This window comes from Sphingosinicella sp. (assembly GCF_013911755.1).
Taxonomy (GTDB): Bacteria; Pseudomonadota; Alphaproteobacteria; order Sphingomonadales; family Sphingomonadaceae; genus Sphingosinicella.
Genome location: NZ_JACESP010000006.1, coordinates 138,468 through 157,194 on the forward strand (window position 1 = coordinate 138,468; position 18,727 = coordinate 157,194).

14 protein-coding genes are annotated in these 18,727 nt (G+C 66.4%); 10 read left to right on the top strand and 4 right to left on the bottom strand.

Features of this window, described 5'->3' with window-relative positions; translation table 11 throughout:
- The first annotated feature begins 34 nt into the window (after nt 1–34).
- The 5 genes from H2052_RS06565 to H2052_RS06585 all read left to right on the top strand — a co-directional run bounded on the left by H2052_RS06565 (nt 35) and on the right by H2052_RS06585 (nt 6,789).
- Nucleotides 35–2,413: an EAL domain-containing protein gene (locus tag H2052_RS06565; protein WP_293779359.1), complete on the top strand. Its 2,379-nt coding sequence runs from the start codon at nt 35–37 to the stop codon at nt 2,411–2,413.
- Nucleotides 2,414–2,480: 67 nt separating this feature from the next.
- Nucleotides 2,481–4,535 (top strand): S9 family peptidase, encoded by a 2,055-nt coding sequence (locus H2052_RS06570; RefSeq protein WP_293779361.1) that lies wholly within the window; start codon nt 2,481–2,483, stop codon nt 4,533–4,535.
- Complete coding sequence (locus H2052_RS06575; protein WP_293779398.1) at nt 4,535–4,954, top strand: acyl-CoA thioesterase; 420 nt, start codon at nt 4,535–4,537, stop codon at nt 4,952–4,954. Before H2052_RS06570 ends, H2052_RS06575 begins: the two co-directional genes overlap by 1 nt.
- A 69-nt stretch (nt 4,955–5,023) precedes the next feature.
- Nucleotides 5,024–6,538 (top strand): CpaF family protein, encoded by a 1,515-nt coding sequence (locus H2052_RS06580; RefSeq protein ID WP_293779363.1) that lies wholly within the window; start codon nt 5,024–5,026, stop codon nt 6,536–6,538.
- Complete coding sequence (locus tag H2052_RS06585) at nt 6,535–6,789, top strand: hypothetical protein (RefSeq protein ID WP_126494480.1); 255 nt, start codon at nt 6,535–6,537, stop codon at nt 6,787–6,789. The genes H2052_RS06580 and H2052_RS06585 overlap by 4 nt, the downstream gene beginning before the upstream one ends.
- Before the next feature lie 4 nt (nt 6,790–6,793).
- Here H2052_RS06585 and H2052_RS06590 read toward each other — a convergent pair whose 3' ends face one another.
- A complete protein-coding gene (locus H2052_RS06590; RefSeq protein WP_293779369.1) occupies nt 6,794–7,024 on the bottom strand; it encodes a hypothetical protein in 231 nt (76 codons plus the stop codon).
- Nucleotides 7,025–7,047: 23 nt separating this feature from the next.
- Between H2052_RS06590 and H2052_RS06595 the strand changes: the two genes are divergently transcribed.
- Nucleotides 7,048–7,875, top strand: coding sequence for a methyltransferase (locus tag H2052_RS06595; RefSeq protein ID WP_293779371.1), 828 nt, complete (start codon nt 7,048–7,050; stop codon nt 7,873–7,875).
- Here H2052_RS06595 and pepN read toward each other — a convergent pair.
- A complete protein-coding gene (pepN, locus tag H2052_RS06600; protein ID WP_293779372.1) occupies nt 7,872–10,463 on the bottom strand; it encodes an aminopeptidase N in 2,592 nt (863 codons plus the stop codon). The genes H2052_RS06595 and pepN overlap by 4 nt on opposite strands.
- A gap of 174 nt (nt 10,464–10,637) precedes the next feature.
- Between pepN and H2052_RS06605 the strand changes: the two genes are divergently transcribed.
- From H2052_RS06605 to H2052_RS06615, 3 genes are all read left to right on the top strand, one after another.
- On the top strand, nt 10,638–11,435 hold the full coding sequence (locus H2052_RS06605) for an SDR family NAD(P)-dependent oxidoreductase (protein WP_293779400.1): 798 nt from the start codon (nt 10,638–10,640) through the stop codon (nt 11,433–11,435).
- Nucleotides 11,432–13,705 carry a xanthine dehydrogenase family protein molybdopterin-binding subunit gene (locus tag H2052_RS06610; RefSeq protein WP_293779374.1) on the top strand — a complete coding sequence of 758 codons (2,274 nt, stop codon included), beginning with the start codon at nt 11,432–11,434 and terminating at the stop codon, nt 13,703–13,705. The genes H2052_RS06605 and H2052_RS06610 overlap by 4 nt, the downstream gene beginning before the upstream one ends.
- Before the next feature lie 61 nt (nt 13,706–13,766).
- A complete protein-coding gene (locus tag H2052_RS06615) occupies nt 13,767–15,431 on the top strand; it encodes an MFS transporter (protein WP_293779402.1) in 1,665 nt (554 codons plus the stop codon).
- On the opposite strand, the gene H2052_RS06620 is transcribed toward H2052_RS06615, so the two are convergent.
- Nucleotides 15,428–16,363 (bottom strand): DMT family transporter, encoded by a 936-nt coding sequence (locus tag H2052_RS06620; RefSeq protein WP_293779376.1) that lies wholly within the window; start codon nt 16,361–16,363, stop codon nt 15,428–15,430. The two genes, H2052_RS06615 and H2052_RS06620, sit on opposite strands and share 4 nt — an antisense overlap.
- A complete protein-coding gene (locus H2052_RS06625) occupies nt 16,360–17,364 on the bottom strand; it encodes a beta-eliminating lyase-related protein (protein ID WP_293779378.1) in 1,005 nt (334 codons plus the stop codon). Before H2052_RS06625 ends, H2052_RS06620 begins: the two co-directional genes overlap by 4 nt.
- A 143-nt stretch (nt 17,365–17,507) precedes the next feature.
- On the opposite strand from H2052_RS06625, the gene H2052_RS06630 reads away from it, so the two are divergent.
- Nucleotides 17,508–18,727, top strand: a 1,220-nt coding sequence (locus tag H2052_RS06630; protein WP_293779380.1) for an amidohydrolase, incomplete at its 3' end; no start/stop codon positions are given.

Here is an 18,727-nt window from a genome sequence, read left to right on the forward strand (position 1 = left end):
AATATGGCGCGTGATCGAGACTGGAACAATCGCAATGATGGACCGCATACTGGCACTGGGCGGCCAGTTCGACCCGAATTTCACGGCACTTGCCGTAATCATTTGCGTGATGTCGATGCTTACCGCCGTGCGGCTTTTCTCCCGTGGCTTCGTGGCGCGCGGCGAGGCGCGGCCCACGTGGCTGCTGCTTGCAGGCATCTCCGCCGGCTTCGGCGCGTGGGCGATGCATTTCCTCGCCATGCTGGCCTATAACCCGGGCGTGCCGACCGGGCATGGCCCGGTCGGGCTGCTCACGTCGCTGATCCTCGTGCTGCCGATGGCGATCGCGGCCTTCTATGCCGCCGCGAACCTCGACGGCTGGGTGCGCCCGGGCTTCGGCGGCGTCATCCTAACCTTCGCGGTGACGGTAATGCACTTCTCCAGCCTCAAGGATTTCCGTGTCGACGGCGTGTTCAATGTCGACCGCGACCTCGTGGCCGTGGCCTTCATCGCCTGCGCGCTGCTTGCGGGAGCGGGCTTCGCGATTACCGGTCCGGCGCGCACAGTGCCGCGACAGGCCATCGGCGGCATCGCCCTTGGTCTTGCGGTTTCGACCTTCCATTTCATTGCCATGGCCGCGCTCACCATCGTTCCGGGCAAGGGCGAAACGGACAGCCTCATCATCTCGGAGTTCGCCATCGCGGGCGCCATCGCCGCCGTCACGCTGATCGTCATCGCAACCGGCCTCGGCGCCGCGCTGGTCGACGCCAAAGGCGCCGAGCGCGCGGTCGAGCGCCTGCGCCGGCTCGCGAACGGCGCCTTCGAGGGCATCGTGATCACCGCGCACGGCAAGATCGTCGACGCGAACACCAGCTTCCTCAACCTCGTCCGCGCCGACCATGACGATGTCGTCGGCCGCTCGGTCGACAAGAACCTCCTCGAGCGCGGCTACAGCCAGTCGGGCAACGAAGACGCGCTGCTCTCTCCGTTCGATCACGGCGAGGCGATCCCGGTCGAAGTCCGCACGCGCAGCCTGTCCGACGACAAGGCTGAGGCGGTTTACGCGATCCGCGACCTGCGCGCGCAGCGCAAGGCGGAGGAAGAAATCCGCTACCTCGCGCAGCACGACAGCGCTACGCGCCTTCTCAATCGCAACGCCTTCATGGCGCGTCTCGACGCACTGCTGGAGCGCGCCGCGCAGGAGGGCGAGCCGGTCGCCTTGCTGTTCATCGATCTCGATCTCTTCAAGCACATCAACGACGTCCACGGCCACCGTGCCGGCGATCTCGTGATCGCCGAGGTCGCCAATCGCCTTCGCGGCATGGCCAAGGGATCGAGCCTTCTGGGGCGCATCGGCGGCGACGAGTTCGTCATCGCGCTCTACGGCGGCACGCAGCCGACCGAAGCTGCGCAATGCGCGCACAGCCTGCTTGAAAAGCTGCTCGAACCCGTGCCTTACGAGGAGCACAAGGTCGAGATTTCCGGCAGTGTCGGCATCAGCCTTTATCCGGCGGACGCGGGCAACGCGTCCGACCTCGTCGCCTTTGCCGACATGGCGCTTTATCGGGCGAAGCGCGGCGGGCGCAACGCCGCCTGCTTCTTCAGCCGCGACATGGACGAAGCGATCCGCGACCGCCGCCGCCTCGCACGCGATCTCAAGAAGGGCATCGATGCGGGCGAGCTTCGGCTCAGCTATCAACCGCTCGCCGCGATGGCGGACGGCCGCATCGTCGGCTTCGAGGCGCTGGTACGCTGGCAGCATCCGGTAAGGGGCCTGTTGCAGCCCGACGACTTCATCCTCGTCGCCGAGGAAAACGGCCTCATCATCGCGCTCGGCAACTGGGTGCTGAAGCAGGCGTGTTTCGAGGCTGCGAAATGGGAACGTCCGTTCCGCGTCGCCGTGAACCTTTCGGCGCTGCATCTGCAGGACAATTCGCTCGTCAGCCGCGTGCACGAAATCCTCGTCAACAGCGGGCTTTCGCCGGCGCGGCTTGAAATAGAGATCACCGAATCGGCGCTGTTCCTTGATCAGGCGCGCGCGCTTTCGAACCTGCGCCGCCTCAAGGCACTCGGCGTGCGCATCGCGATGGACGACTTCGGTACCGGCTATTCGTCGCTCTCCACGCTGAACGCCTTCCCGTTCGACCGCATCAAGATCGATCGCAGCTTCGTCGATGAGATCAGCCGCTCGCCGCAGGCCGAAAAGATCGTTCGCGCCATCGTCAGCCTCGGCCACAGCCTTGGCGTGCCGATCACCGCCGAAGGCGTCGAGACCGAAACGCAGCTCGAATTCCTGCGCCGCGAAGGCTGCGATCAGGTGCAGGGCTTCCTGATCGGCCGCCCCGAGCACATCGATATGCACGCCGGCCTCGTGACACCGTCGAACCCCGGCGTGCCGGGGCTTGAGGACGACCAGGTCGCGCAGGCCTCCTGAACGGTTGACCGCGGCGCTGCCGCTCGCGCAAACACACCGGACCTTCGCCCAGATCGACCGGAGTGCCATGACCGAGATTCCGAAGCCGCCCGTTGCTGCCCTGAAGCCGCACAGTTTCACGCACCACGGTGTCACGATCGAAGACCCGTATGCGTGGCTTCGCGATCCCGGCTATCCGGAGGTGACGGACACCGACGTCCTCGCCTACCTCAATGCTGAAAATGCCTATTTCGAGGCGGTGATGGCCCCGCAGAAGGGGCTCATTGAAACGATCTTCACCGAGATGAAGGGCCGCGTGAAGGACGACGATTCGAGCGTTCCGCAGCGCGACGGCGACTTCCTCTACTGGTACGCCTTCGATGCGGGTGCCGAATACCGCAAGTGGTATCGCCGGCCCGTTGCGGGCGGCGAGGACAGCGTAATCGTCGATGAGCCGAAGCTCGCTGAAGGCCACGCTTATTTCCGGCTCGGCGGCCTTGCCGTCAGCCCGAACGGCCGCCTGCTCGCCTATGCCGTCGATACGAACGGCTCCGAGCGCTATGTGCTGCGCGTGCGCGACCTCGAAACCGGCGCGGAACTTCCCGACGTGATCGAAAACTGGCGCTATGGCCTCGTCTGGGCCGCCGATTCGCAGAGTTTCCTCTATACCGATGCCGACGAGAACTGGCGCTCCAAGGTAATCTGGCATCACAGGCTCGGCGACGCGCAGTCCGCCGATCGCGCCGTCTACACCGAGGAGGCCGAAGAATTCGGCGTCCAGCTCGGCCGCACGCAATCGCGCAAATACGCGGTGCTCCAAACCGGAGACCACGCGACAAGCGAGGTGCGCCTGTTGCCGACGGACGATTTCGCTGCGGAGCCAATGCTGGTGTCGCCGCGCAAGGCCGACCGGCAATACGACGTCGATGAGCGCGAAGGCACGCTCTACATCCGCGTCAACGACACGCACCCGAATTTCCGCATCGTCACCGCGCCCGTTTCGGCGCCAGACGCGTGGAGCGAACTGGTTGCGGGCAGCGACCGGCACTACCTCCAGTCACTCACCAGCTTCGAAAACCTCCTCACCATTGAGGAGCGCGTCGAGGGTCTCTCGCAAATCCGGCTGCACCGCTATGAAGATGGCAGCGAGCGCTACATCGCCTTCCCGGAAGCCAGCTTCGTCGTGAACCTCTCCACCAATCCGGAATACCACGTCGACCGCCTGCGCATCGACTACCAGTCGATGGTCACGCCCAACACGGTGTACGACTACCACCTCGCAGACGACCGGCTGGAAACCCTAAAGGTGCGCGAGATTCCGAGCGGTTACGACCCCTCGCAGTACGCGACCGAGCGGCTGATGGCGCCCGCGCGCGACGGCACGCTGGTTCCCGTGTCCGTCGTCTACCGCCGGGATTTCGTGAAAGACGGGCGCGGGCCGCTCCACGTCTATGCCTACGGCGCCTATGGCTTCGCCTTCCCGCCGGGCTTCTCGGCGAATCGCCTCTCGCTGCTCGATCGCGGCTTCGCCTACGCCATCGCGCACATTCGCGGCGGCGACGATCTGGGCTACCAGTGGTATCTCGACGGCAAGCTGCAGAAGCGCGCCAACACCTTCAACGATTTCATAGATGTCACCCGCTTTCTGATCGATCAGGGCTTCGCGTCCCCTGGCCGAGTGACCGCGTCCGGCGGTTCGGCGGGCGGCGAGCTGATGGGTGCGATCGTCAACCAGGCGCCGGAGCTTTACGGCGCGGTCGCCGCGCACGTGCCGTTCGTCGACGTGCTGAACACGATGCTGGATGACACGCTGCCGCTCACCCCCGGCGAATGGCCCGAATGGGGCAATCCGATCGCGGACAAGGCCGCATTCGAGCTTATCCGCAGCTACAGCCCCTACGACAACGTGAAGGCTCAGGCCTATCCCGCCATGCTCATCACCGGCGGGCTCAATGATCCGCGCGTCACCTACTGGGAGCCTGCGAAGTGGGCGGCAAAGCTGCGCGCGGCGAAAACCGACGACAATGTCCTCCTCCTAAAGACCAACATGGGCGCGGGCCACGGCGGCAAGTCGGGGCGTTATGTCTCACTGGAGGAAGACGCCGAGGAATATGCGTTCCTGATCAGTCAGATCGGCCGATGATGGCGGAGGCGCAGATTTCCGTCTTCACGCAGCAGAAAGCCCCAGCGCCGGAGGACATCGACGAGCTGGGGCACGTCAACAACGCCGTGTACGTCCGCTGGATTCAGGATATCGCGGTGGCGCACTGGTATTCTGTAGCGCCCGCCGATCTCGCAGCGAACGTCGTATGGGTCGTCGTCCGTCACGAGATCGACTACCGCGCGCCGAGCCACCTCGGCGAAACGCTGACGCTGCGGACATGGGTCGGCGATGCGCCCAAGGGGGCGCGCTACGACCGCTTCGTCGAAGTGGTCGGCCCGGACGGCAAGGTGCGCGTGCGCGCGCTCACGACATGGGCGCTTCTCGACCGCGAAAGCCGCCGCCCGATGCGGGTCACGGCGGAATTCACCGCGCCTTTCGTTCCGAAAAAGTCGGTATAGTTAGGAGTTTGCTAAGCTTGCCGCGCTAGTTTCCCTCAGCGGCCGACGGTTTCGGCCGAGGGGATCATGATGAGTGCATTCGGCAAAAAGGCTGGAATTGGGGCAGCACTGAGCGCGCCGCGTCGGGGCTTCGGCAACGCGGCGCCGATGCGCGGACCGCGCAGCGCCCCGGCCGTGGAGCCGCTTCCCGAAATTGAAGACGTACCGGAGAGCGCCGAGCCCGCGCTCGAACTCACGGGCGACCGCGTCCAGGATGCGATGCAGCGCCTCAGCGCGCGCGAGCGCGGCGCTGCCGGTTCGGTAAACTCCCAGCAGGAAGGCTTCGAAGCCTCGATCCACAAGATCAAGGAACAGGTGCTCCCGCGTCTTCTGGAACGTGTCGATCCGGAAGCCGCCGCGACGCTTTCCAAGGACGAGCTCAGCGAGGAATTCCGGCCGATCATCGGCGAGGTGCTCGCCGAGCTGAAACTGACGCTCAACCGCCGCGAGCAGATCGCGCTCGAAAAGGTTCTCGTCGACGAGCTCCTCGGCCTCGGGCCGCTCGAAGTGCTGCTCGCCGATCCGGCCGTCTCCGACATCATGGTGAACGGCCCCAACCAGACCTTCATCGAACGCAAGGGCAAGCTCGAGCTCGCGAGCATCGTGTTCCGCGACGAGGAGCACCTGTTCCAGATCGCGCAGCGCATCGTGAACCGTGTCGGTCGCCGCATCGACCAGACCACGCCGCTCGCTGACGCCCGCCTGCCCGACGGCAGCCGCGTCAACGTGATCGTGCCCCCGCTCAGCCTGCGCGGCACGGCCATCTCGATTCGTAAATTCTCCGCCAAGCCCATCACCATCGACATGATGCAAAAGGGCGAGTCGATGTCGGAGAAGATGGCGACGGTCCTGAAGATCGCCGGCGCCTGCCGCTTCAACGTCGTCATCTCGGGCGGTACGGGTTCGGGCAAGACGACGATGCTGAACGCCATGTCGAAGATGATCGACCCCGGCGAGCGCGTCATCACCATCGAGGACGCGGCCGAGCTTCAGCTCCAGCAACCGCACGTGCTGACGCTGGAAACCCGCCCCGCGAACCTTGAAGGCAAGGGCGCGATCACCATTCGCGACCTCGTCATCAACGCGCTGCGTATGCGCCCGGATCGCATCATCCTCGGCGAAATCCGCGGGCAGGAGTGTTTCGACCTGCTCGCCGCCATGAACACCGGCCACGACGGATCGATGGCGACGCTCCACTCGAACTCTCCGCGCGAATGCCTCGCGCGTATGGAGAACATGGTGATGATGGGCGACATCAAGATCCCCAAGGAAGCCATCAGCCGTCAGATCGCCGATTCGGTCGACATGATCGTGCAGGTGAAGCGCCTGCGCGACGGTTCGCGCCGCGTGACGAACATCACCGAGGTCGTCGGCATGGAAGGCCCGGTGATCGTGACGCAGGAACTGTTCAAGTTCGAGTATCTCGACGAGGCCGAAGACGGCCGCATCATCGGTGAATACCGTTCTATGGGCCTGCGCCCGCACACGTTCGAAAAAGCCAAGGCCTTCGGCTTCGACCAGGCCTTGCTGGAGGCCTGCCTGTGACCGTGGAAGCTCTCATCCCTGTAACGCCGCCGCTGGTGAAATCGCGCCTGCGCACCAAGCGCAAGGCGGCGGTGGAGCTCGTTCTGGAGGACGGCACCAGCCTTGCCGGCCACATGTTCGTGGGGCCTGACGAGCGCGTGCTCGAATGCCTGAACGACGCGCGGCCGTTCCTCCCCTTCCTGCAGTCCGACGGCACGATGCTGATCGTCGCCAAGCTCAAGATCGCCGCCTGCCGACCGCTCGAAGACTGAGCTCTTAAGCCGGCCAGACCGCCGGCAGGTGCGCCGCGCCTGCGATCAGCGCGAGCAGCGCCAGAAACATCACACCGTGCCACGGCACCCAGGGCAGCACCCCGGGCTTGCGTTTGCGCCGCACTTGCCAGAGGCTGAGGAGGCCGAACGCAAGTGCGACCAGCATCATCTTCAGCGTGATCTCGAATGTCATGCGGGGCAGATAGTGCGTCGCCTGCGTATAGAACAGGTCCATGTGGGCCAACGAGGGAGAATCCAATGATCCGCACCATTCTTGCCGCCGCTCTGGTATCGGCGATCGCGGTTCCCGCAATCGCACAAGACCACAGCCACCACGCCGCACATGCCGCGCCGAACTATGCCGCCGCGCTCGCAGGCGTGCACCGCAGCGAGGCGAACCGTGCGCGCGATCCGTATCGCCACCCGGCCGAAACGCTTGCCTTCTTCGGCCTCCAGCCGGGCATGACCGTGGTCGAGGTCGCGCCCGGCGGCGGCTGGTATACGGAGGTTCTCGCCCCGATCCTTTCAGGTCACGGCAAGCTCTACGCCGCGCACGGCATCCCCGAAGCGAGCGAATATGCCGCGAAGTCGCTCGCGGCATATCAGGCAAAGCTGGCGTCGGACCCGATCTACAAGGCTGTTGAAGTCACGAAGTTCGGCAAGGGCCACTACGACGGCCTCGCGCCCGCGGGCAGCGCCGACATGGTGCTCACCTTCCGCAATGTCCATAACTGGTACATGGGCGATTTCGCGGGCGATGCCTTCAAGGCGTTCTACAAGGCGCTGAAGCCCGGCGGCGTGCTCGGCGTCGTCGAGCATCGCCTGCCCGAAGATCGGCCCGACGAGGCGATGAAGTCCTCCGGCTACATGAAGCGCTCGACTATCGTCGCGCTTGCCGAAGCTGCGGGCTTCAAACTCGCCGGCGAATCCGACGTGAATGCCAACCCGAAGGACAGCGCCGACTGGCCGAAGGGCGTGTGGACGCTGCCGCCCAATTTCCGCGAGGGCGACGAGACCCGCGCCAAATACACGGCGATCGGCGAATCCGACCGCATGACGCTCAAGTTCGTGAAGCCTGCGTCTTAAGCGAGGCTCTTCGACGCCATCTCGAACGTATCGCGCGAGACGCCCGGCGCCGCGACGATGCGTTCGAGTTCGGCGCGCATCAGCGCGGCGCGCGCGTCTTCCATGCGCCGCCAGCGACCGAACGGCGCGATGAAGCGCGCCGCCGTCTGCGGATTGATCGCATCCACCTCCAGCAGCTTGTCCGCCACGAAGCGATAGCCGGCGCCATCTTTCCGGTGGAACACGAACTGGTTCATCGCAAGCGCGCCGACGAGTGATCGGAAGCGGTTCGGGTTGCGGATCGTGAAGTCCGGATGCGCGGCAAGTGCGATAGTCTTTTCAAGTGCGCCGTCCCCCGTCGCCAACGCCTGCGCCGTGAACCACTTGTCGAGCACCAGCGCATCGCCCTTGAAGCGATCGTAGAAGTCCTGCAGCACGCGTTTCCGCGCCGGGGCATCCGTATAGACGAGCAGGCCGAGCGCGGCGATGCGATCCGTCATGTTCGTCGCTGCCTGATATTGCGCCTCCGCCGCCGCGACCGCGGCATCGTCCGCATCGGCGAACAAATAGCCGAGCGCGACGTTCTTCAGGCGACGCCGACCCTTGCCGTCGGCCGACAGGTCGTAGACGCCGTCCGAAAGGCTGGCGTGCAGTGCTGCCCACGTCTGGCGGCCAACGCCCTCCAGAAGCGCGCGGCGCAACCCCTCGCGCGCGATATGCACGGCATCGGGGTCAACATTCGCCGACAGCCGCTCCGCGACCATCGTCTCCGTCGGCAGCAGGATCGATTCGCCGATGAAGGCATGATCGAGCGCCTGGTTCCTGATCGTCCGGCTCACCGCTTCGACAAGCGGCGCGGCATCGGTGCGCCCGTTCCGCACGGCATCCACCAGCCGGTCCATCATCAGCTGCTGCATCGCCTCGTAGCGCGCGAACGGATCGTCGTCGTGCGCGGAGAGGAACGCGAAATCGGCGGCGCTCCGCTTCGTCTCGACCGTCACCGGCGCCGAAAAGCCCCGGTTGATCGAGAGCACCGGCGGCTCGGCAATATTCTCGAACGTCATCGTCGCGCTCGCCGAGCGGAGCTGGAAGAGCTGCTCAGGCCCGAGCAGCGACCCCGACTCCCGCCCGAACAGCGCGATCTTCAGCGGAATGTGCATCGGCGCCTTCTTCGATTGGCCGGGCGTATCGGGCACAGTCTGCGAAAGCGTCAGCGTCGCGGATTTCGCCGCCACATCATAGGCAAGGTCCGCCGTCACGGTCGGCGTCCCCGCCTGCGAATACCACAGGCGGAATTGTCCGAAATCGGTGCCGCCGCCATCTTCCAGCGCCTTCACCCAGTCCTCGACCGTCGCCGCCTCGCCGTCATGGCGCGCGAAATAAAGGTCGGTGCCTTTCCGATAATTCTCCGGCCCCAGCAGCGTCGCCGCCATGCGGATCACTTCGGCGCCCTTGTTGTAGACGGTCGCCGTGTAGAAGTTCGAAATCTCGATGTAGCTCTCAGGCCGCACCGGATGCGCAAGCGGCCCGGCGTCCTCCTGGAACTGCGCGGCGCGCAGCGCGCGCACGTCCTCGATGCGCTTCACCGCGGGGCTGCCCATGTCGGCGCTGAAGCTCTGGTCGCGGAAGACGGTGAGGCCTTCCTTGAGGCTCAGCTGGAACCAGTCACGGCAGGTGATGCGGTTGCCGGTCCAGTTGTGGAAATACTCGTGCGCCACCACCGCCGCGACGGCATCGAAATCCGCGTCGGTCGCGGTTTCGGCGTCGGCGAGGATGTATTTCGAATTGAAGACGTTGAGGCCCTTGTTCTCCATCGCGCCGAAATTGAAATCGTCGACGGCAACGATGTTGAACACATCAAGATCATATTCGCGCCCGTAGTGAACCTCGTCCCAGCGCATCGAATCCTTCAGCGCCTGCATCGCGTGGCGGCACTTTTCCACATCGCCCGGGCGAACCCAGATGCCGAGCTTCACGTGACGGCCGGACATCGTCTCGAAACTGTCTTCAAGCGCGCTGAGATCGCCCGCGACGACCGCGAACAGATAGCAGGGCTTCGGAAACGGATCGTCCCACCGCGCGAAGTGGCGGCCGTCGGCAAGATCGCCCGCCGCGACCGGATTGCCGTTCGAAAGCAGCACCGGATAGCGCGCCTTGTCCGCCTTCAGTTCCACCGAATAGCGGCTGAGCACGTCGGGCCGATCCGGGAAGAAGGTGATACGCCGGAAGCCTTCCGCCTCGCACTGCGTGCAGAGATTGCCGCCCGAGGCATAGAGACCCATCAGCTTGGTGTTCGCGGCAGGCGCGATTTCCACGAGCGTTTCCACAGTCGCGGTATCGCCCGAGATCGGAATCACGAGCTTGCCGTCCGCCAGCGTGTAATCGGCCACCCCGAGCACCCGCCCGTCCACGGCAACGGATTTCAGATCAAGGTCGTCGCCGTCGAGCACGAGCGGTCCGTCGCCCGCGCGCTCCACCTTCAACACCGCGCGAACGCGCGTGCGGTCCGCATCGAGATCGAAGGCAAGGCTGATGTCGGGGATGCGCCACGCGGGCGGTGCATAATCCTCGCGGCGGGTGATCGTGGGGGTTTCGCTTCGTGCTTCCATGGGAGCCGACATAGTGAGCGGAAAGGCGAATCGCCAGCAGGTTCGCGTGTGTCGTGCGTCCCTCGACTCCGCTCTGGATGAAAACCCTTTTCGCGCGACGATCAGCATCCCGAGCGAAGTCGAGGGACGCACAACCCGATGACAGCCGACATGATCCCCGCCATGATACACGCGATGCCTCACCTCCTGATCCTCGGCCAGGGTTACACCGGATCGCGCCTGCGCACGGCGCTTGAGCGCGAAGGCTGGACCGTGACCGGCACGGCGCGCACCGCACGGCCCGGCATTCTCGCGGCGGATGACGCGCGCGTGGCGGACGCCATCGCCACCGCAACGCACATCCTGTCCTCCGTGCCTCCCGAAGCCGATCACGACCCGGTGCTCGCGCGGCACGGCGCGGCGCTCGCCGCCTCCGGCGCGTGGCTCGGCTACCTCTCCTCCACCGGCGTCTACGGCGACACCGGCGGCGCGTGGGTGGATGAAACCGCGCCCGTCGGACATGGCCGCCGCAGCGCGCGCACCGCCGCCGATCTTGCGTGGCAGAAGATCGGCGCACGCGTGCTGCGCCTGCCCGGCATCTACGGCCCAGGCCGCTCGGCGCTGGGCCGCGTGCGTGAGGGCAAGGCACAGCGCATCGACGCGGGAGAACAGGTGTTCAGCCGCATCCATGTCGACGACATCGTGGCCGGCGTCATCGCCGCGTTCGCTGCCCCGCCCGGCGTGTGGAACATCGCGGACGACGAACCCGCGCCCGGCCACGCCGTCACCGCGTTCGCCTGTGCGCTCGCGGGCGCGCCGCTACCGCCGCTCGTGCCGCTCGCCGGGGCCGCACTCTCGCCGCAGGCGCGCGCCTTCTATTCGGAAAGCCGTCGCGTCGCGAACGGCAAGATGAAGCGCGACCTCGGTCTCCGGCTTCGCTATCCTGATTATCGATCCGGCCTTCGCGCCTGTCTTCGGGAGGAGTGCCCATGAAATTCGGCGTCGGCCAATCGCCTCGCAGGGTGGAAGACGAACGGCTGCTCACCGGGCGCGGCCGCTACACCGACGATTTCCAGCCCGAGGGCACGACCTATGGCGTAACGGTGCGATCGCCCTACGGCCATGCGCGCATCCTCGGCATCGACACCGCCGACGCGCGCGCCATGCCCGGCGTGCTCGCGGTCTACACCGCGGAAGACATCGCGCAGTATGGCCCGATCCCCTGCCTCGTACCCCTCCCCGGCCGCATAGAAACGCACCGGGCGCTGCTGACGAAGGACGTCGTGCGCTTCGTCGGCGATGGCGTCGCGTTCGTGGTCGCCGAAACGCGCGCGGCCGCGCGCGCCGCTGCTGAGGCCGTCGTCGTCGATTACGAGGAGTTGCCCGCCGCCGCGACAATCGACGCCGCGCTCGCACCCGGTGCGCCCGCGATCTGGGAAAACGCCCCGGGCAATCGCGTTTTCGACTGGCGTGTCGGGGATGAACACGGCGCGCGCGCGGCCATCGCGTCTGCCGCCCACGTCACGCGCCTGCGGCTCGTGCAGAACCGCGTCGCCCCCACCTCGATGGAGGTCCGCGCAGCGCTCGCCGAATGGTCGGACGAGAGCGGCCTCACGCTCACCGTCGGCAGTCAGGGCGTCGCCGCCATGCACAAGACGCTCAGCCGCGAGATCCTGAAGTGCCCGCCGGAGCGGCTGCGCGTCATCACCGGCGATGTCGGCGGCGGCTTCGGGCTCAAGGTCTTCCTCTACCCCGAATATGGCCTCGTCCTCCACGCCGCCGAACATCTGAAACGCCCGGTGAAGTGGACCGGTGAGCGCTCCGATGCGTTCCAGACCGATTCGCACGGCCGCGCCGTCGTTTCGGAGGCCGCGCTGGCGCTCGATGCCGAGGGCAATTTCCTCGCGCTCGCGGTCGAAAGCTGGGCCGATCTCGGCGCCTATCAGGCGCAGTTCGGCCCGGCGATCCAGACGATGGCGGGCGGGCGAATCATCGGCGGCGTCTATCGCATCCCGGCGATCCACAACCACGTCCACGGCGTCGTCACCAACACCGCGCCCGTCGATGCCTATCGCGGCGCCGGGCGCCCCGAGGCGACGTATCTGGTCGAGCGTCTCATCGAAACGGCGGCGCGGGAGACCGGCCGCGACGCGGGCGCGCTGCGACGCCGCAATCTTCTGCGCCCTGACGAGCTGCCTCACGCCAACGGTCTCGGCCTCACCTTTGATGTCGGCAATTTCCCGGCGCTGCTCGATGCCGCGCTCGAAAAGGCCGATTGGACCGGTTTTCCCGCCCGCCGCGCGGCAGCGGAGGCGCGCGGGCTGCGCTATGGACGCGGCGCGGCTTATTATGTCGAGATCGCGGGCGGCGGCGATCTTGATGAATTCGCGGACGTGCGCTTCCTCGCCGATGGAACCATCGAAGCGGCAGTCGGCACCCAGTCCAACGGGCAGGGCCATGAGACATCGTATGCGCAGGTGCTCGCCGAACGGCTTGGCGTGCCGATGGAGCAGGTGCGCATCGTGCAGGGCGACACGGCGCGGCTGGAGGTCGGGCGCGGCACCGGCGGATCGCGCTCGATGGTGTGGGGCGGCGGCGCGCTCATAGAAGCGGCGGACACGATCATCGAGAAGGCGCGCGATCTCGCCCGCGCCGATCTCGGCGAGGATGTCGATTTCGACGCGGGCGTTTTGCGGGCACGCGGCTCGAATACGACGATGAGCCTCGCCGAACTCGCCGCGCGCCACCCGCAGTCGCTCGACACACGCGCCCGCTACGCGAAGGAAAAGCCTGCGCCGACCTTCCCCAACGGCTGCCACGTCGCCGAGGTCGAAATCGATCCCGATACCGGCCGCGTGCGTGTCGCGCGCTACAGCATCGTCGATGATTTCGGCACGCTGGTGAACCCGCTGCTCGTCGAAGGCCAGGTCCACGGCGGTATCGCGCAGGGACTGGGGCAGGCGCTTCTCGAAAACGTCGTCTACGACGAAAACGCCCAGCTCCTCACGGGCAGCTTCATGGACTACGGCATCCCGCGCGCCGACGACATGCCGCGCAACATCGCCTTCGCCTCGCAGCCCGTACCGAACCCGAACAACCCGCTCGGCGCCAAGGGCTGCGGCGAAGCGGGCACGATCGGCGCCATGCCTTCCGTCATGAACGCCATCGTCGACGCGCTGGACGGCACCCACATCGACATGCCCGCCACCCCCGAAAAGCTCTGGCGCATCTGTCGCGAACTCAGCCACCGTACGGCGGCCTGATCACGCACTTAGACATTGTCGGCACATGCGTTAGGCGTCCATAGTGGTCGCGCCCAGCATCATGCCTGACAATCTCGACGATCCAACCGCCGCGCGCCCGTTCGCCGTTCCGATCTATCGGACGGTATGGATCGCGAGCATCGTGTCCAATTTCGGCGGCATGATCCAGTCGGTCGGCGCGTCGTGGATGATGACGACGCTCACCACCTCCCCCGCGCTGGTCGCGCTCGTGCAGTCGTCGGTAACGCTGCCGATCGTACTGCTGTCGCTCGCGGCAGGCGCGATCGCCGACAATCGCGACCGGCGGCTTGTGATGCTTGTTGCGCAGGGTTTCATGCTCGTCGTGTCCGTCGGCCTCGCCGTCTGCACATGGGCGGGCCTCATCACGCCGTGGCTGCTGCTCGGCTTCACCTTCCTCATCGGGTGCGGCACGGCGCTGAACGGCCCGGCATGGCAGGCTTCGGTCGGCGACATGGTGCCGCGCGCCGCGCTTCCCGGTGCGATCGCGCTCAATGCGATGAACTTCAACATCGCACGCAGCCTCGGCCCCGCGATCGGCGGTGCGATCGTCGCGGCGGCAGGCGCAGCGGCCGCCTTCGCCGTGAACGCGCTCAGCTATATCGGCCTCATCACCGTGCTGGCCCGCTGGCGGCCGCAGCGTCCGCCACGAACGTTGCCGCGCGAAGGGCTGGTCGACGCGATGGCGGCGGGCATCCGCTACGTCGCCATGTCGCCCACGCTGCGCGCCGTGCTGCTGCGCGCAGCGGTGTTCGGGCTCGCGGCGAGCGCCATTCCCGCGCTGATGCCCGTCGTCGCGCGTCACCTGATTTCGGGCGGCGCCTTCACCTACGGGCTTTTGCTTGGCGCCTTCGGCATCGGCGCGATCGGCGGCGGGCTTTCGACCGGGCGCCTGCGCCGCACGCATTCGAGCGAATGGATCGTCCGCATCGCCATCGCCGCGTTTGCGGCCGGAACGGCGATCACCGCATTCAGCCCGGCGATGCCGCTCACCATGGTGGGGCTGTTCCTCGCCGGCGGCGGATGGGTGCTCGCGCTGTCGACGTTCAACGTCACCGTGCAGATGTCGGCGCCGCGCTGGGTCGTGGCGCGCGCGCTCGCGCTTTATCAGATGTGGGCGTTCGGCGGCATGGCGATCGGGAGCTGGATGTTCGGCGAGCTCGCCGGAATGGCGGACGTGCGCACGTCGCTGATGGTTTCCGCGATGCTCCTCCTTCTCGGCCTCCTCCTCGGCTGGGCACGCCCGCTTCCCGAGGTGAAAGACCTCGATCTCGATCCCATCGCGCGCTGGACGGAACCGGAAGTCGCGGTGCCGGTCGAGCCCCGCACCGGCCCGGTGGTGGTGACGATCGACTATCGCATTCCCGAGGCGAGCATCCCCGCATTCCTTACCGTGATGAACGAGCGGCGGCGCATCCGTATGCGCGACGGCGCCCGGCACTGGACGCTGCTGCGCGATCTCGCCGATCCTGAACTCTGGATCGAGCGCTATCACGTGCCGACATGGCTCGATTACATCCGCCACAACCAGCGCCGCACGAATGCGGATGCTGACAATTTCCATCGCCTGCGCGCGCTGCACACGGGCGCGGAACCCCCGCGAGTGCGCCGCATGATCGAGCGCCAGACCGCCGTTCTGCCCGGTCTCCGCCTGCCGAGCGCACGCGAACTCGCCGGGCCGATCACGGACCCATCGCAGTCGGGCTAACTACGCCCCGTCGTGCCGCCCGCCGCGGCGGTCCCTGCAGGCACGCTGCGTGCCCCAAGCGCGATGACAAGGCCGATGACGGTGAGCACTGCCCCCGCCCCGGCAACCGGCGTCCAGCTGTAGCCTTCCAGAAACGTCGAGATCGTCATTGCGATAAACGGGACGAGCACGTTCGTATAACCGGCCCACGCCGGCCCGATGATGCGGATGACGTTGAAATAGAGCACGAACGCAAGCGCCGAGGCGAAGGCCGCGAGGTAGAAGACGCCGCCGAGATAGACGGGCGTCCATTCCACGACGGGCGGCCCGCTCGTCGCCCAGGCAGCGGCCGCATCGATGATCGTGCCATAGGCCATCGCAAACGCGAGCATTCCGAACATGTCATAGCTGCGTGCACGCACGGTCCCCTGCATGACGTTCGAAATCGAAGCGACGATGACGGCGCAGCCGGTAAGCACGAGGCCGGTCGTGAATGCGCCGCTCCAGCCCGTTTCCGTCAGTTCCCGCTCGAACAGCAGCGCGACGCCAACGATGCCGAGCCCCGCGCCGATCATGAAACGGCCGCTGATCGGCTGTTTCAGGAACAGCCACGCGAACAGCGTATTCGGCACCACCAGCAGCGCGAAGACGACCGCGATCAGCCCCGAGGTGATGCTGCGGCTTGCCTGGTAGACGAAGTTGAAATTGCCCGCGAATTGAAGGAGGCCGAGCAGAAGGAAAAATCCGTGCGCGGACAGCGGGAAACGCAGCGTCCGCCGCATGACGAGGCAGGCCCCGAACATCAGCAGGCTGGCAACGGCGAACCGGTAGGTGACGGACCATTGCGGCGGCACGACGCCAAGCTGCGTCTTGATCACATACCAGGTCGTCCCCCAGATCAGCGTGACCGCCGCGAACGGCAGGACGACGCGGAAAACGCCGGCGCGCGTCACAGCCCGGCGAGTGCGGCGGTGAGCGCCTGCACATGCGTCTCGGGCGTGTCCCACGCCGTCACCAGCCGGATCTCGCCCGGCGCCCAGTCGTAGAACTGGAAGCCTTTCTGGCGCAGCGCAGCGGAGTCCTCGGGCGAAGCGCGCACGAACACCTCGTTCGCCTCCACGGGATAGATGAGCCGGTCGCCCGCCGCTGCGCCGACACGCGATGCGGCAGCGTTCGCGGCGCGGGCGTTGCGCTCCCACGCGCCCGTCTCGATCATGGCGAGCAGCTGCGCGGCGGCATAGCGCCCCTTCGAAGGCATCTGCCCCGCGCGCTTCTTCCTGTGCGGCAGCGTTTCGGCGAGCGCGGGATCGAACACCACGATCGCCTCCGTCGACATGCCGCCGTTCTTGATGAAGCCGAAGCTCAGCATATCGACACCCGCGCGCCATGTGATGTCGGCGGGCGCGCAGCCAAGATGCACGAGCGCATTGGCGAAGCGGGCGCCGTCCATCTGCAGGCGCCACCCCCGCCGCTTCGCTTCATCGCCAAGCGCCGCGACCTCGGCGGGCGTGTAAACGCAGCCGTATTCGGTCGCCTGCGTCATCGAAAGCGCGGAAGGGACGACCTGATGCACGTCGCCGCGCATCTCGGCCACCGCCGCGCGCACGCCCTCGACCGTCAGCTTGGCGGCGTCTCCCTCGGCGAGGATCAGCGCTGCGCCGCCGCTGAAGAAGGTGGGCGCCCCGGCCTCGTCGACCTGGATATGCGCCTCGCGGTGGCAGACGATCGCCCCCCACGGCGGCACCATCGCGGCAAGGCCGAGGCAGTTCGCCGCGGTTCCCGATCCCACGGCAAAGACGCGGCATTCACGTCCGAAGAAGTCGCCGAACACGCCGTCGAGGCGCTGCGTCAGCGTATCGTTGTCATATGTCCCCTCGATGCCGCTGTTGGCGGCGAGGACGGCTTCGATCACCTCGGGGCAGGCGGCAGCGGCGTTGTCGGAGACGAAATACATGCTCCGAGCGGCTAAGCCGCTCTTTGCGCTCGGTCAACACTGGCACTCCCCAGCCAGTCGATTATGGTCGCGTTCGGCAACCAAAAATGAAATAGAATATGAATTCAAAATTGAAATCTGGCGCTGACCAGAAAAGGAAAGCCATGCTGAAACCGATCCTCGCCGCCGCACTCCTCGCCGCCACGCCCGCCTACGCCGAAACCAACACGGCGCTCGCCCGCATCGATGCCGACCGCGCCGCCAACGAAGCCGCCGCGAAGGCGATCTGGGGCTTTGCCGAGGTCGGCTATCAGGAAGCGCGCTCGTCCGCGCTGCTGCAAAAGCGGTTGAAAGACGCGGGCTTCGACGTGAAAGCCGGGGTCGCGAAAGCCCCCACCGCCTTCACGGCGACCTGGACGAACGGCGCGGGCCCGGTGATCGGCATCATGGGCGAATACGACGCGCTCCCCGGCCTCAGCCAGACCGCCGACCCCGCCAAAACCATACGAACCGATGTCTCCGCCGGGCACGGCTGCGGGCACCATTTGTTCGGCGTCGCCTCCGCCTCCGCCGCGATCGCGGTTCGGGACTGGATGAAGGCGACAGGCACGAAGGGCACGATCCGCTTCTACGGCACGCCCGCCGAGGAAGGCGGCGCGGGCAAGGTCTACATGGTGCGGGACGGCCTCTTCAACGATGTCGACATCGCGCTGCACTGGCATCCGGCCGCCGAAAACAGCGCCGACATTGCGACCACGAACAGCAACAAGTCCGGCAAGTTCCGTTTCCACGGCATCTCCGCGCACGCCGCGGGCGCGCCCGAACGCGGCCGCTCGGCGCTCGACGGCGTCGAAGCGATGAACATGATGGCGAACATGATGCACGAGCACATGCCCGAAAAGTCGCGGATGCATTATGTCATCACAGCGGGCGGCAATGCGCCGAACGTGGTGCCGGATTTCGCCGAATCCTTCTACTACGTGCGCAACCCGGACGCCGAAGTGGTGCGCGAAACCTTTGAGCGGCTGGTGAAGACAGCAGAAGGCGCCGCGCTCGGCACGGGCACCACGGTGGATTACGAAGTGATCCACGGCGCGCTGCCGCTGCTCCCGAACCGCACGCTGCAAACGCTCGTCCACGCGAAGCTGAGCCAGGTCGGCGGCGTGCTCTACACGACCGAGGACACTGCGTTCGCGCAGAAGATCATCCCGACGCTCGGCCAGACGAAGGCGAAGCTCTCCGACGCCGCCATCGTCGAACCGATGAAGGAAGACCACGGCGCGGGCTCCACTGATGTGGGCGACGTGTCATGGACGGTGCCCACCGCAGGCTTCTCCACCGCGACATGGGTGCCGGGCACCCCCGCGCACAGCTGGCAGGCGGT